This window comes from Pelagicoccus sp. SDUM812005, assembly GCF_031127875.1.
In the GTDB taxonomy this organism is placed as follows: domain Bacteria; phylum Verrucomicrobiota; class Verrucomicrobiia; order Opitutales; family Opitutaceae; genus Pelagicoccus.
This window is the reverse complement of record NZ_JARXIA010000016.1, coordinates 32,981-46,676: the sequence shown is the minus strand read 5'-3', so window position 1 is coordinate 46,676 and position 13,696 is coordinate 32,981. Positions and strand designations below refer to the sequence as shown.

The following is a 13,696-nucleotide window of genomic DNA, read 5'->3' as shown; positions in this document are numbered from 1 at the left end:
ATGCGTTTCCCTCTATTTAAACTCCTCCTCTCCCTTCTCGCCGCCAGCAGCTGCGTATCCATAATCTGGGCCCAGTCGGTCTATTGGTCGCCTAGCAGCGGAACCTTGCAACAGGGCAAGGCAAACTCCATCGACCTTTTCTTCGACTCCTGCCAACCGGATGGAGAACCGGAGATACCGCAATTGAACGGGATGGAACTGCGCTTCCGCGGCCAATCCAGCTCCACCAACATCATCAACGGACGCCGCAGTTCCAAGGTGATCCTCAACTACCAAGCCATCCCCTTGCGCTTGGGCACCGTCACCTTGCCGAGCATCCGCGTGCAAACGTCCGAAGGCGAGATGCAAGTCCCGCCCGCGCGCTTCGAAGTGGTAGAAGCCACCGTTGGCAACACTGGCATGAGCCCGGACGAAGTCTTCGTATCCATTTTTCAAAACAGGGACGAAAAGATCTATGCTGGCGAAGTCTTCGAGCTGGAATACATCGCAGGCGCCAAGGAAGAGTACCAGTTGGCCGACCTCTCCGTCCCCCAGTGGAATCCCACCGAAATCGTCACCAGCGGCCTCGTCGACGGACAAGTAAGCCGCGTCAACTACCAAGGCGCTCCCTACCTTGTTAAGCTCTACAACGCCAAAGCGATCGCCACCACTCCGGGCATCAAGCAGCTCCCCGCCGCCAGCCAGGAAGCCACCGTCGTAATCGGCCGCCGTAGAAACATCTTTCAAGAAGCGGTCTACGACTCCTTCACCATCGAGTCCGAACCCTTCGCTCTCGAGATCCTCCCCCTCCCCGAGGACGCCCCGGCATCCTTCAAAGGCGCGGTGGGACAATTCGAGCTCGAGTCCCGCGTAGTGCCCGAGCAAGTACAAGTGGGAGAGCCGGTCACCTGGACCTTGGAGCTCAGCGGCACCGGCAACTGGCCCGCCGGAATCGGCGTGCCCGCCCGCTCCGTATCCAGCCGGTTCAAGGCGATCCAACCAGAGGTCAAAAAAGAGTTTTCCGAAGACAACATCTTCGTGGGCAGCCAAAGCGAAGACATCGTGCTCATCCCCACCGAAACCGGAACCTTCGAGTTCGGCCCTCTGGACTACACCTACTTCGACCCCAAGGAAGAACGCTACAAAACCATCAGCATCCCCTCCAAGACCGTCACCGTCACGCCTGCCGTTTCCCGAAGCCCCAACGCCGCCTCTCCGAGCGGCGAAGCCGGCGCCCCGGACCAAGACGCGCCAGAACTCGCCGGCCAAAGCTACGACCTGGAACCCAGCGGGCAAAACACCTTCCAGAAACCGCCCCAGCTGCTCAAGGATCCCCTGAACTCGCGCACCGCAGCCCAGGCCCCCGGCGCCCCCAAACCGCTGCTCCTGCCCACGGCCATCGCCGTCAGCGCCCCGCTCGCCGCTTGGTTCGTCCTCGCCCTGCTGCGAAGCGTCGTCATCGATCCCCGCAAAAAGCAGCGCCAAGCCCTGCGCGACCTCAGGAAGGTCAGCAAGGCCCCGCTCCCATCCGACCTGCCAGCCCTCAAACGCCACCACGCGAAGTGGAGGGATGCCGCCAGCCGTTACTTCGACCTAGAGGCGCAGGAGCCGACTCCTATCGAAATCTACCGGACCGCGGAAAAGCTTCGCAATGCGGAGTTCGCCCAGAACTGGAAACAGGCCTGGGAGCTTTCCGACCAGCTGCTCTTCGGCGTCAACCCGGGCGACCCCGAAGAATGGAACCGCGTACAGAAGCTCGCCCTCGGAATGTGCCCAGGCAAGCACTACAATCCTAAAGGCGTCTTCCGTGCCCGCGCTTGGCTGCCTGCCTTCGCCCTCGCCTTGCTTTCCCTTGCTCTGAGCAACGAAAGCTCCGCCCAGGAAGACGCGGCAAGCGCTCCCGCAGACCTCTACTCCGAAGGCAACTTCGCTGCGGCCGCCGAAAAATGGGTCGCCGCCGCGAACGAGGAACCCAACGTCTTCGAGCACCGCTACAACGCGGGCTTGGCCTTCGCCCAAACCGGGGACTGGGCCCGCGCCTGGGGCTACTGGACCAGCGCCTTTTGCTTGAACCCGCAAAGCGAGGAGCTCGCCTGGAACCTCCGCATCGCCCACCAGAACACCTCCGCCTACGATCCCATCCTGCAGTCCCTCGTCGAAAGCGAGGGCCTCTACCGCATCGTTCGCCTGCGCTCGCCCGCCCAATGGCTGCAGCATTCGTCCCAGGCCATCTGGCTCCTGGGCGGCCTGCTGACGCTAGCCATCCTCGCCCTCTACCTGCGACCCGCCCGCCGCCTTTCGCCATACTTCCTGCTCTTCGCCGTGATCGCCGGCCTCTCCGCCTACTTCTGCCAATGGGCGCACTCGAAATACGAAAGCCTCGGAGAAGCCGACTCGATCCTGGTAGTCGCCGCCTCGCCCTTGCTCAGCATTCCGACCGACCTGCAAGCCGAACAAGTGAGCAGCACGGTCTCGGAGGGCACCATCGTCAAGCAGGAGCGCAGCTTCCTGAAGTGGGTGAAAATCCAGCTGCCCAACGGCGAATCCGGCTGGCTGCGACAAGAAAAGCTGATGCCGCTCTATGGCAAGCCTTCGCAAGGCTAAGCAATCCAAGCGCTTAGGCTTACCCATAAAGTAGGTCGACGATTGGTCGATGCTAGGAAAATACCCGAAATCACTCCCGCAATAGAGTCGTTTCTCTGGCATAGTTCACTTTTCCCGCATGGATTTTCTTAAACGCCACTTTTCAACCATCGTTTTGATAACGATAGCAGCATTCTGGATCGGCATACAGCTCGGTACCGATGACTGCCCTAGTTGCGTGGTGTCCAACCTTGCCGACAAAGCCTTCGCCACAGCGGACGCCGCCGAGGTCAAAGCCGTGGCCGCGCCCGTGAAGAAGGCCAACTGGTCAACCGTGGACACCAACGGAAAGCTTTTCTCCAGCAACGACCTCGAAGGAAAGGTCGGCGTGCTGGTCTACTGGGCGACCTGGTGCGGCGGCTGCAAGTCGGAGATTCCCGCCCTCGTGGCCCTGCGCAAGGAATTCGCCCAGAGCGACGTGGAAATCGTAGGCCTCTCCGTCGACGAAGCCCACAAGGACCTCGCCGCCTACGCCAAGTCGGCCGGAATCAACTACCGGATCGCACGCGTCACGCCCTCCATCATCGACACTTTCGGGCAAGCCGATTCCATCCCGACCTTGCTCATCGTAGATCAGGAAGGCCGCATCCACTTCCGCCACACCGGCCTCGTTTCCAAGGACGCCCTCTCGGAGCGAGTACGCAGCCTCCTCGCTACGCACCACATCGATCGCGCCTTCGGCATCTAAGCCTCGCCGCAGCGAACGCGACGCTACTCCACCAGGCGAATCTGAATGGAACCGAGTTGCCCCTTGGCCTCCGCCTCGTCGAGTTCCGAAGTGAAGACCCGACTTCCCTCCACAGTTTCGCCAGCCAAAAGCGCTGTCTTGAAATTTCGGATACGGGCTTCGGCAAGGTCATCCGCCCAATTTTCGTTCACGCCAACGGGCGACATGGATTCGAGCACGGCCGCCAACATCTCGTCAAAGCTGGGAGCTTCAACTTCTGCCTGCGCCGCGGCTTCCTCCCCCTTTTCCTCAGACTGAGGCTTCGCCTCGGCATTCTGTGATGCGGCCGCAGGGGCAGCAGCCACCGTCTCCTTCTTTCCGAGCCCCACCAAGCCTGCCAATCGCTTAACCAAGCCCTTGCGCTCCTCCGCCTCCTGCTTCGCCGGTTCCGGATCCTTCGAGGCAATCTCTTCCGCCGGCGGCGTCTCTCCTGCCGGAGCCGCCGCGCCGACCAAGGTTGCGTAGCGATTTCGCACCGCGTTCTCCAAGGCCTGCGGATCGACCGGCTTGAGCAGGTCCAAGCCGCTGATCACCTGAAACTCAGGATTGATAATTAGGTGCGAGGTGTATTGCTCCTGCAAATACTTCGTCTCCGCGGGATTCGGTAGGAAACTCGCTTCCAGCCTCAAGCCGGGACGCTCCACCATGAACTTTCGCAGCGTCTCCACCTTATCCAGATCGTCCTGGTCCAGCGAAACCTCCGCGACCGCAAAACCGATCGAGTCCAGGTCCTCGCGTCCCCCCGCGAGCTTGGCTAGGAATTTCAGCGGGGATGCCACCGCGTTCAGAATGAGGTTCCGGAAAGCCTTCCCCACCAAGCCCCAAGGCTTTACCTGAGGATCCGCCAAGTCGCCCGAAACCGGCAGGCCCTGATAGTCGATCATGCCGCTGGGGTCCTGCATCAGCTTGATCGCGAACCCGAGCGGCAGGTTGATCGCGCGCTCGCTCTCCACTTTTTCGCCAAGGGTTAGCTGGTCGATCTTGAAGTCGTTGGTCCCCTTCAACTGGTTGTCCCGCACTTCGTAGCTGGAGATGATCTCGAACTGGCCTTTCGCCAGCTTGCGGCCGAGATAGGTCGCCCAATAAGGGCTGGTCGAAGTCAGATCGTACCCGCGGAAGCTCATGTCGAAATCGAGGTGCTTGCCGGGATCCGCAATCGCCACCGCTCCCTTGCCCGCTATGCGAGCGCTCCCGTCCACCACGCCGGAAAACTTGAAATCCGCCAGCCGGTCAGGCGCAGTCGAAACGCCTTCCACCACGAGATCGAAGTCGCTCACGCGGCTGTTGTGCGTGGAAACCAACGTCGTATCCACAAAACCAACACCCGCCGACTTCAACTCCAAACGCTGCAGGGCGAAGCTCAAGCCAGTGCTCTCCTGCAAGGCTCCCGTTTGCTTCTCCACCTCTTCCTCGATCTTGGCGATGCGACTCAGGTTGATTCCCAGATCGTCCTGCCAGGCGGCCACGATCGGCTCCACAAGCGTCACGCTCTCGATCTCTACGCTCTCGCCGTCGAAAACGATCCCGTCGACCGCCAAGCTGCTCAAAGTCGCGATGTCCTTTTGCGATGACGCTTCGCTCACCTTCAAGCGCTGCAAGCCCAGCGACCCGGTCAGCCTTGCCTTGCCCAAAGCCTCGACGCTCCCTGCCAAGTTCAAATCGAGGAAGCCTTCCTCCAGCACAGCGTGGGCATGCTCGGCAACGTAGGGTTGCAGGTGTTGCAGCTGGGCCTGCTTCAGGGCGAGCTTGAATTCCGCCAGCCCTTCCAGCGACTTCAAGGCCGCTTCCATCTCCAGCTGGCCGTCGAGAACGCCCATTGCCAAAGCAAGGGCGCCCGACGCGTCGTAAGCCCCCTCCCTTTGCTCGGCTCGCAAGCTGCTCAGCGTCAGCTCGATGTCCCGCAAATCCGTCTCGAACGGAGCCGCAAGGCTGCGATCCTCGATAAAAACCTGCCCCCGCGACAGGGCCACCGAATCGATACGCGCCGCAAAGTCCAAGGGCTCCGCTTGCGCGCTCGGCTGCTCGGCAGGCGAGGCTTCCGCGCTGGCAAGCGACTTCATCGCCGGCAAACGCGGACTTCCGTCCTCCAGCAAAATGCCTTCGAAAACCGGAGCCACCCAAGCGACTTCCGCGATCGACAATTGCCTGCTGCCCACATCCAAGGCGATTCCCGAAACCCGCAAGGACTCCCAACGGGCGAAAGACTGCTCCGCGTCGGATACCGAGAACGCTTCCAGACCGACTTCGCCCGTGACCTTGATCTCGGGACCGGTCTCCGCCAACTCGACCGTTTCCCGCAGCTTGAAACCGAAACGCCCCGCTAGCTGAGCCACCACCGACTCGTCCACATAAGGCTGCACGCTCTCCAGCGGAAAGCCTAGCAACTCCGTATCGATGCGAAAACGCCAAGGCGACAGACTCTCGGCTCCGCCCGCCACCGCGAGCTTCGCCCCGCTCGCAGTCGAAAGCGTCCCGTCGAAATCCCAATGAAGCGGCGCCTCCCCTGTATCCAATTCCGAAATACCGCTTCTTTCAACCGTTCCAAGGTCGCGGCCAGAAAAGCTATCCACCGTCAGCGTTTCTTCATACGGGGTTCCCAAGCTCGAATCCTTGTAGTGGAAATTCAAATTCGCCAGCAACAGCTCCTTGACGATCACCGCTGGCATTTCCGTCTCCTCAGGAGCTGCCGCGTCCGCAGGCGCCGCTTGACGGTCCAGGATATCTTGAAAGCTGAAACGCCCGGAAGAGTCGACCTCCACCCACAAATCCGCATCGCTCACTTGCGCCGACTTGATCGTGATGGTTCCAAATACGCTGGAGAGCTGCGGGTTCGCGGACAGTTTTCCCACCTCGAGCAAATTCCCGGACTCCCCCGCCTTCGGCCCGATTTCGATGCCGTACAGCTTCGCTTCCAAGCTGAAGGGATTGAAGCTCGCCCGCTCCACCAGAACTTCCCGCCCCAGCAGCTCGCTGCCCTTGCTCTCGATCTGCGAAACCAGAATCGCCGGCACCCCCCAGATACCAAAGGCCAGATATAGGGTGAAAAGCACGACGGCCGTGATAGAAAGGCGTTTGCGCCAGGAATGTTTCGATGAAGCTTTACGTGTCATAACAGCGGGTGCGAAAGGCAGAGCTCTACCGTGAGAGCCCCGAAATGGCAAGGTTTGGAGTTGTAGGTAGCCGCAAATTCAGCTTCCTCCTCACCCATGACTAAAAGCCGAGACTACGACGCAGTCATCTGGGATATGGATGGACTTATTTTCGATACGGAACGCCTTTCCTTCCTCGCTTGGCAAGCGGGAGCCAAAGCGATCGGCCTGGAGATCGACCTCCTCCTCTTCCAATCCCTCATCGGCATGAACGCGCAGGCCATCCAGCAAAAGCTGCGGGCAGAGTTCGGCGAGGATACCGACGTCGTGGCTCTCACCAAAGCCGCCGGCGCCAGCTACGACCAGCTGATCGCCCAAGGAGCTCCGCTCAAGCAAGGAGCCAAGACCTGCTTGGAGACCATCGCCGCCTCGCCCGTCCCCCAAGCCCTCGCCACCTCCTCGTCCCAGCGCTACGCCAGCCAAAAGCTGGCCCACCACGACCTGCTCAAGCTCTTCGACGCGACCGTGACCGGCGACCAGGTCAGCCAAGGCAAGCCGCATCCCGAGCCCTACCTGCTAGCCGCCCAGAAACTTGGCATTTCCCCGGACCGATGCATCGCCTTCGAAGACTCGGTCAACGGAATCCACGCCGCCAAAACCGCCGGCATGACCACGGTGCTCATCCCCGACATGTGTCCGCACGACGCGGAATCCTTGGCAAAAGTCGACTGGCAGTTCCCCACCTTGAACGAGGCCCTGCCCTTCCTGCGCGAACAGTTCGGATTGGATGCGCAGGCCTGAGCCCGGTCCAGCCATCTCCAGCCGCGCTGCAATCTCGCGCCACCAGCATTCGTTGGCCTTAACACGACACGCTATGAAATCCTTCGCCTTTCTCTCCGCCCTACTCTGCATCGCCGCATCGCTCTTCGCCCAAGAGCCGATGCGAACCAAAACCGTGACCTACCAACTGGATGGAGTCACCTTCGAAAGCACCCTCGTGTATTCGGAACGTGGCGACAGCAGCAAACCCGGTATCCTCATGGTTCCCAACTGGATGGGCCCGACCCAATCTTCGCTGGAAAAAGCCGCAAAGGTGGCAGGCGACCAGTACATCGTGATGATGGTCGACATGTACGGCGTGCAAACCCGTCCCCAGAACGGAAAGGAAGCAGGGGCCGCCGCAGGAGCGATTCGCTCGGATCGAGCCCTCATGCGGGCCCGCGCCGCCAAAGCCCTTTCGGTCTTCAAGAGCGAAGCCAAACCGCTAGGACTCGACACTAAAAAGCTGGCCGCCATCGGTTTCTGCTTCGGCGGAGGCACCGTGCTCGAACTGGGCCGCAGCGGGGCAGAGCTAGACGCCATCGTCAGCTTCCATGGCGACCTACTATCGCCAACCCTTGCCAGCGACGCTGCCGCCACCCAGGCAAAGGTCCTGGTGCTGCACGGAGCGGACGATCCCTACGTTCCCCAGTCCGACGTGGAAACCTTCGTGAAGACCATGCAAGACACAGAGGTCGACTGGCAGCTCGTCCAGTACAGCGGTGCCGTTCACAGCTTCACCAACCCGGAGGCAAATTCGGACGGCTCGCGCTACCACGAAACCACCGCCCGCCGCTCCTTCGCCGCCATGGAAGCTCTGTTCGCCGAGATTTGGCGCTAGCCTAGGCCCGACGCTTGTATGTTTTTCGTATTGGTTTCCTTAATACTCGGCCTGCTCAACTACTACCTGTTCCGCACCGCCGCCCACGCCTTTCCAAGCCTCGCAGTCTTTTTCGCCACCTCGGTAGCCCTGCTCTACCTTTCGCTTTTCGCCGCCGTCCTCCTGGAAAAACGGGGCAAGCTCGCCCTCTCGCTGCCCTTTTCCTGGATCGGCTACACTTGGCTGGGCATGTCGGGCATCGCCTTCACCCTGACCGCTCCCAGCGACTTGGCTCAGGTTCTCGGCGTTCCCTTTTCCGACCGCGCCCAATTCATCGGGATCGCTGCCGCCACCTCGGTGCTCTCCCTCTGGGCAGCCTTCGAAGCCAGGCGCTTCCGCGTGAACCGCATCGAGCTGCGCAGCCCCAAACTCAAGGGACTCGGCAAGCCGCTCCGCATCGCCCAAATCTCGGACCTCCACCTCGGCGACAGCAGCAGCCTGAAGCGCACGAAGAAAGTCGTGCAAACCATCAACCTCCACGAGCCGCACCTCGTCGTCTCCACCGGCGACCTCTTCGACGGCTACCTCGAGCTGATGGCGCCCTTCGTGGATTGCCTGCGCGAGCTGGAGGCGCCGTTAGGCAAGTTCGCCGTCTCCGGCAACCACGAGGTCTACGCCGGGCTGGACGAAGCCATGTCCCTCACCGAGCTCGCGGGCTTCTCGCCTCTGCGAAACCGCTCCCAGTCGGTCAACGAATTCCTAACCGTCGCCGGCGTGGAAGATCCTGCTTCGCCCTTGAAACCTGACGAGGCCGCCGCCCTCGATACCCTTTCGCAAATGCCCTTCCACCTGCTGCTCAAGCACCGCCCCGACTTCGATCCAAAATCCAAGGGCAAATTCGACCTGCAGCTTTCCGGGCACACCCACGGCGGACAGATCGCCCCCTTCCTCTTTCTGACCAAGCTGGCCTACAAGGCCAAGCTCGGCCTCTCCGAACTCGCCCCCAAACAATTCCTCTACCTCAGCCGCGGCACCGGATCCTGGGGGCCGCAACTCAGGCTGCTAGCCCCGCCCGAAATCACCATTTTCGAACTGAAAGCCGGATAGCCGCGCCCTAGAAGGTCAGTCCGCTTTCGAAGGGTACCACCTCGTACTTGATGGTCCGGTAGTGCTCCCCGTCGATGTAGATAGTCAGTTCGTAGGTGCCGAGCGGATCGTCCTCCGAGAACCAAAACGGGCTCGAATAAACCTCCCAGTGGATGTCCGCCGTGGAGCGAATGAACTTGCCGCCCTCCATTACCGTATAGGCCTTCTCCAGCTCCGGAGTCACCGTGATCGGCTCGGGAAAGCGGATCTCGAAGTAGCCCATGAAGCGCTGCTGGTCCTTGCGAGCGACCTCGAAGCCGTGCACGTACTCCTGGTCGACGTTGCGGTAGATGTAGGTCGTCTCCGCGTAAACCCGAAACTTGCCGCCGGGCCCCGGGGACATCACGCCAAACTTGGAGGTATAGTCCGATTTCCACTTCTTCTTCGGCTTGGCCTCGAGGGCTGCGGAACCGGCTAGAAGCGAAACCATAAACACGGCTCCCACGCAAAGGCGGGCAAGGACGGAAAGGCGGGGCAAGGTGAGCTTGGAATTCATAAACGCCAAAGGGCTACGAAATTCCGGCCCCTAGGTCAATCCGCCGCTACATCCGAAGCATCGATTGCCGGCAGCTCCAGACGGACCTGCATGCGATCGGCCGCCCCGCTATCGACCAAGCTCAGCTTGCCGGCCTGCGCCTTGGCGAACTCCAAGGACAGGCTCAAGCCCAAGCCCGTCCCATCCACGGAACGATTGCGGGCCGCGTCTCCCCGAATAAAGCGGTCGAACAGTCGGCTGCGCGTGTCGGCGTCCATCGCGGCGCACGGGTTGATCACCTCCACCCGCACGAAACCACCTTGGCGGGACAGCCGAATCGTCACCTCCGCATCCTCCGGAATGCGATACTTCAAGGCGTTCCCCACCAGATTGTTCAGGATCTGCCGCGAAAGCGTTTCGTCGCACAGCGACTCGAAGCGCTCCCCATCGGCCTCCAGACGCAGCGAGGCGCTTGGATCGTCTTCGCGGGCAAGTTCCACCACCTCCCGCACCAATGCTTTCAGGTCTACCCGCTCCGCTTGGATTTCCAGAGTGCCGGCATCCGCCTTGGCCAAAATCAGTAGCTTGCGGGTAATCGACTTGAGCCGCTGCGTCTCCTCCAGCAGTCCGCCCAGCAAGCGTTGGGCATCGCTGCGATCTTCCGCTTGCTGCAGCGCCACCTCCAGCTGCCCCTGCAAGATGGCCAGCGGCGTCTTCAGCTCGTGCGCCGCGTCCGCGCTGAAGCGGGTCGCTTGCGTGAAGCTGCTCTCCAGCCGCTCCAGCATGCGGTTGAAATGCTCGATCAAAACCGCGAACTCGCTGTATTCCCCATCGCTCTCCAAGCGAGCTCCCAAGCTCTTGGCCGAAACCGACTCGATCGTATCGCTCAATCGCCGCACCGGCGAAATCGCCTTCGTCACGAAAATCCAAATACAAGCCGCCATCGCCAGCAGAGCGACTGGAAAGGCGATCGCGAAAGCGTTCCGCATCAGGACCGTGTCCTCCCGCACTTTCTCGAAATTCACCCCCAGCAGGACGTTAAAACCGCGGTACTCCGCCCGAGCCATTCGCCAATGGCTGCCGTCCTCCGAACTCACGAGGTCGTAGGCTACCGTCTCCGGTGGACGCTGCTCGCTGCGCCCTCCACGCTCGCGGCCGCCTCCCAACCCCGGCAAACCAGGAGCCAGCAGCGGTCCGCGGCCACGCTCCTCGTTCGGCTCGAAACGTCCCTTAACGGGTGGCAGATCCGCTTCGCTGGGGTACAGGTTTTCCAGCTTCCCCCAGGAGCGAATCGTTAAAGCTCCCTTTTCCGCCGGATCCTGATCCGGCTCCGCCCGCAAGCGTCCGTAAACGACCAACACCGCGTCCGCTCCCACGCGATTCTCCAGTTCGACCAAAGCGTCCTCTCCGAAGCGATTCCAAAAGCGCTCGTGGCTGGGCGGCGGCGTGCCGCGTTCGATCATGAGCTGGAGCAGGTCGTCGACCTGGCGCTGCTTCACGTGCTTGAAGGCCAAGTTACCAGCGATGCCAAAGCCTAGCATCACCGCTCCCGCGATCACGCTGGTCCAAAGGATAATCCTAAGCCGAAAGGATTTCATGCCTTGCGCATACGGTAGCCGGCGCCCCTTACCGTTTCGATGAGCGGGATATCGTGGCCGGCGTCGATCTTCTTGCGCAACCTTTGTATGCACACATCCACTACATTCGTGCTTGGATCGAAGTCGTATCCCCACACGTGCTCCAAAATTTGGGTACGCGTCAAAACGCGCCCGGGCGACCGCATCAGGTACTCGAGCAGGTTAAACTCCCGCGTGGTCAAGTCGATCGACTCCCCGCCTCGCGATACTTCCCGCGTGCTGAGGTTCACCGTCAAATCCTCGATCTGCATCAAGCTCAAGGACTGCCCGCTCGAACGGCGATGCAAGGCCTGGATACGGGCCACCAGCTCGTCCAAGAAAAAGGGCTTGGTCAGGTAGTCGTCCGCTCCGAGGTTCAAGCCCTCCAGCCGCTCGTCCAATTCGCCGCGAGCCGTAACCAATATCACCGGCACCGTATTGCCCGCCTTTCGCAGCGACTTGAGGATGCTCAGCCCGTCCCGGCCCGGCAGCATGATGTCCAAGACCACTACGTCGTAGCTCTGGGTGCTGGCGTGCAAAAAACCGTCGTTCCCGTCCTCCGCGAGCTCGACCACGTAACCTTGCTCCTTCAAGCCCTTGACCACGAAGTCCGAGATCTTCTTTTCATCCTCAACGAGCAGTACCTTCATTGCGAAACCCTGCTAGAAAAGCGGGCCCCTATCAAGGACGCGATTCATTACAATTTTGTAATCGCAACGGTAACGAAGCGGTAATTCGCGAGTGGTTTACTCCCAACATCAAATCGAACGGCACTTCAGCCGTCCCATTCAACAAAACCCAGGAGGAAAACCAATACCGTAATGAATACACAACTACTCGCACTCTCTATCGCCAGCGCCACGCTCTTCGTAGCCAACCTTTCCGCTCGTCCGGAAGGAGCGCCGCCACGCCCCGATCCCGAAGCCATCGCCGTGGACATGTTCGCCGACTACGACACCGACGAAAGCAACACCCTCAGCCAAACCGAGCTCACCGCAGCCCTCACCGGATTGCGGGAAAAGCACCAAGGCGAGCGTCCACGCATGGGACGCAAGGGATCCGGCGACGAAAGCGACAGCGATCGCCCCGCCAAGGCCCGCCAAGGCAAGCGCAAGGGACCGCCTTCTCCGGAAGAGCTCGCTCCCAAGCTCGTCGAAGATTTCGACGCGAGCGGCGACGGCGAACTCGACACTGAAGAGCTGCTCAACGCTCTCTCGAGCATGCACCAGCGCGGACGCCGCGGCCCCGCTCCCTCGGACAGCGAAGCTGCCGAATAAGTCAACTTTTCCACACACAGCATACACACACGGCGGGTCCAGCTTTTAGCTGGGCCCGTTTGCGTGCGATTCGCAATTGCCAAGCTCAAGGCTGGAATCCTAGGCTGCTCCGCATAAAGCATGCTTAGCGAACGCGAACAGATTCTCTTCAGAAAAGCCCTCACCTACGCCAACGGCTACCGCGAACTGGGCATGTTCGACGACGCGATCCAGGAACTGGAAAACCTCGGCGGCGACTACGCCCAGCGGGTCGAATACCAGCAAATGCAGCTCGCCGTCCTCATGGAAGCGAAACGTTGGGACCAAGCCCTCCCCATCGCCCATACCCTCGCCGCCAACCACGAGTCCGACCCGGGCAACTTCGTCAACCTCGCCTACGTCACCCGCAGGGCGAACGGCATCGAAGGCGCCCGCATCATTCTTGAAAACGCCTCCAAGCGCTTCCCCAGGGAAGCCATCATCCACTACAACCTCGGCTGCTACGCTTGCTGTAGCAACGACTTGGATACGGCCAAAGCCCATTTGCTCACCTCCTTCAGCCTCGACGAAAACTATCTCGAAATGAGCGGGAAGGACGAAGACCTCCGCCCCCTCAAGGATTGGCTCGCCAAAATCCCCCGTCCCAAGAAGCCGCAATAGCCAGCCCAGCGATTCGAGGCCGGCAAAAAGCTGTTCAGGCGCGGGGGACGATCTGCGGGCGGATCGTTACCGAATGTTATTTACGCGACTCACCCAGAGCGCGCTTGGCGCCCAGCAAGGCCGCCGCCCCGATCAATGCGAGAACCATCGTCGCTCCAGAATCGGGAACCTTCTCTAAAGGATCGTGCGGGCCCGTATCGTCAGTCGGATAGTAGTCGTCGGTGGCGTTGAGGGAAAGGGCACCAAAGGTCGCGCCCAGGATGATTGCGGCAATTGACGCTAAGCGCTTGAAAGAGCCGAGGACAAACGGATGTGATGATTTCATAATAAAACGAATATCGTTTTCCCGCACCAAGGTCAAAGCCTTCAGCGGGCGTGCGAGCTCGTTCAGGTTTAGCGTTAGGCGCCTATGAGGCGGTTGGCGCATTCTCCCTTAAGGACGCGTCCGCGATAACCCTTCCTCTCG

General features: G+C 60.8%; 12 protein-coding genes. 7 read left to right on the top strand and 5 right to left on the bottom strand.

Annotated elements, in window-relative coordinates:
* Both QEH57_RS17495 and QEH57_RS17490 read left to right on the top strand, forming a co-directional pair.
* Positions 1–2,583 carry a BatD family protein gene (locus QEH57_RS17495; protein ID WP_309008063.1) on the top strand — a complete coding sequence of 861 codons (2,583 nt, stop codon included), beginning with the start codon at positions 1–3 and terminating at the stop codon, positions 2,581–2,583.
* Between the two features lie 118 nt (positions 2,584–2,701).
* Positions 2,702–3,310 (top strand): TlpA disulfide reductase family protein, encoded by a 609-nt coding sequence (locus QEH57_RS17490; protein ID WP_309008062.1) that lies wholly within the window; start codon positions 2,702–2,704, stop codon positions 3,308–3,310.
* 23 nt (positions 3,311–3,333) lie between these two features.
* On the opposite strand, the gene QEH57_RS17485 is transcribed toward QEH57_RS17490, so the two are convergent.
* Positions 3,334–6,399 carry a DUF748 domain-containing protein gene (locus tag QEH57_RS17485; RefSeq protein ID WP_309008061.1) on the bottom strand — a complete coding sequence of 1,022 codons (3,066 nt, stop codon included), beginning with the start codon at positions 6,397–6,399 and terminating at the stop codon, positions 3,334–3,336.
* 156 nt (positions 6,400–6,555) lie between these two features.
* On the opposite strand from QEH57_RS17485, the gene QEH57_RS17480 reads away from it, so the two are divergent.
* The 3 genes from QEH57_RS17480 (at position 6,556) to QEH57_RS17470 (ending at position 9,184) form a co-directional block, all read left to right on the top strand.
* Entirely contained in the window at positions 6,556–7,239 is a 684-nt protein-coding gene (locus QEH57_RS17480; RefSeq protein ID WP_309008060.1) for an HAD family phosphatase, read from the top strand.
* Positions 7,240–7,312: 73 nt separating this feature from the next.
* Entirely contained in the window at positions 7,313–8,098 is a 786-nt protein-coding gene (locus QEH57_RS17475; protein WP_309008059.1) for a dienelactone hydrolase family protein, read from the top strand.
* An 18-nt stretch (positions 8,099–8,116) separates the two neighbouring features.
* Positions 8,117–9,184, top strand: coding sequence for a metallophosphoesterase (locus QEH57_RS17470; RefSeq protein ID WP_309008058.1), 1,068 nt, complete (start codon positions 8,117–8,119; stop codon positions 9,182–9,184).
* A 7-nt stretch (positions 9,185–9,191) separates the two neighbouring features.
* On the opposite strand, the gene QEH57_RS17465 is transcribed toward QEH57_RS17470, so the two are convergent.
* From QEH57_RS17465 to QEH57_RS17455, 3 genes are read right to left on the bottom strand one after another with little or no spacing between them, the layout of a single operon-like run.
* Complete coding sequence (locus QEH57_RS17465) at positions 9,192–9,719, bottom strand: hypothetical protein (RefSeq protein ID WP_309008057.1); 528 nt, start codon at positions 9,717–9,719, stop codon at positions 9,192–9,194.
* Between the two features lie 35 nt (positions 9,720–9,754).
* On the bottom strand, positions 9,755–11,296 hold the full coding sequence (locus QEH57_RS17460; RefSeq protein WP_309008056.1) for an ATP-binding protein: 1,542 nt from the start codon (positions 11,294–11,296) through the stop codon (positions 9,755–9,757).
* A complete protein-coding gene (locus QEH57_RS17455) occupies positions 11,293–11,964 on the bottom strand; it encodes a response regulator transcription factor (protein WP_309008055.1) in 672 nt (223 codons plus the stop codon). The genes QEH57_RS17460 and QEH57_RS17455 overlap by 4 nt, the downstream gene beginning before the upstream one ends.
* Before the next feature lie 171 nt (positions 11,965–12,135).
* Here QEH57_RS17455 and QEH57_RS17450 point away from each other — a divergent pair, with 171 nt between their 5' ends.
* Positions 12,136–12,591 (top strand): EF-hand domain-containing protein, encoded by a 456-nt coding sequence (locus QEH57_RS17450; protein ID WP_309008054.1) that lies wholly within the window; start codon positions 12,136–12,138, stop codon positions 12,589–12,591.
* Between the two features lie 120 nt (positions 12,592–12,711).
* Positions 12,712–13,230 (top strand): hypothetical protein, encoded by a 519-nt coding sequence (locus QEH57_RS17445; RefSeq protein ID WP_309008053.1) that lies wholly within the window; start codon positions 12,712–12,714, stop codon positions 13,228–13,230.
* Positions 13,231–13,306: 76 nt separating this feature from the next.
* Here the strand turns inward: QEH57_RS17445 and QEH57_RS17440 are convergent, their stop codons facing one another.
* Entirely contained in the window at positions 13,307–13,657 is a 351-nt protein-coding gene (locus QEH57_RS17440; RefSeq protein ID WP_309008052.1) for a VPDSG-CTERM sorting domain-containing protein, read from the bottom strand.
* Between the last annotated feature and the right edge of the window lie 39 nt (positions 13,658–13,696).

Excerpts from the sequence above, each read along its gene's own strand:
- QEH57_RS17495 (WP_309008063.1), top strand. The coding sequence starts at position 1 with ATGCGTTTCCCTCTATTTAAACTCCTCCTCTCCCTTCTCGCCGCCAGC.
- QEH57_RS17450 (WP_309008054.1), top strand. The coding sequence starts at position 12,136 with ATGAATACACAACTACTCGCACTCTCTATCGCCAGCGCCACGCTCTTC.
- QEH57_RS17455 (WP_309008055.1), bottom strand. The coding sequence starts at position 11,964 with ATGAAGGTACTGCTCGTTGAGGATGAAAAGAAGATCTCGGACTTCGTG.
- QEH57_RS17475 (WP_309008059.1), top strand. The coding sequence starts at position 7,313 with ATGAAATCCTTCGCCTTTCTCTCCGCCCTACTCTGCATCGCCGCATCG.
- QEH57_RS17470 (WP_309008058.1), top strand. The coding sequence starts at position 8,117 with ATGTTTTTCGTATTGGTTTCCTTAATACTCGGCCTGCTCAACTACTAC.
- QEH57_RS17440 (WP_309008052.1), bottom strand. The coding sequence starts at position 13,657 with ATGCGCCAACCGCCTCATAGGCGCCTAACGCTAAACCTGAACGAGCTC.
- QEH57_RS17465 (WP_309008057.1), bottom strand. The coding sequence starts at position 9,719 with ATGAATTCCAAGCTCACCTTGCCCCGCCTTTCCGTCCTTGCCCGCCTT.
- QEH57_RS17460 (WP_309008056.1), bottom strand. The coding sequence starts at position 11,296 with ATGAAATCCTTTCGGCTTAGGATTATCCTTTGGACCAGCGTGATCGCG.
- QEH57_RS17445 (WP_309008053.1), top strand. The coding sequence starts at position 12,712 with ATGCTTAGCGAACGCGAACAGATTCTCTTCAGAAAAGCCCTCACCTAC.
- QEH57_RS17490 (WP_309008062.1), top strand. The coding sequence starts at position 2,702 with ATGGATTTTCTTAAACGCCACTTTTCAACCATCGTTTTGATAACGATA.
- QEH57_RS17480 (WP_309008060.1), top strand. The coding sequence starts at position 6,556 with ATGACTAAAAGCCGAGACTACGACGCAGTCATCTGGGATATGGATGGA.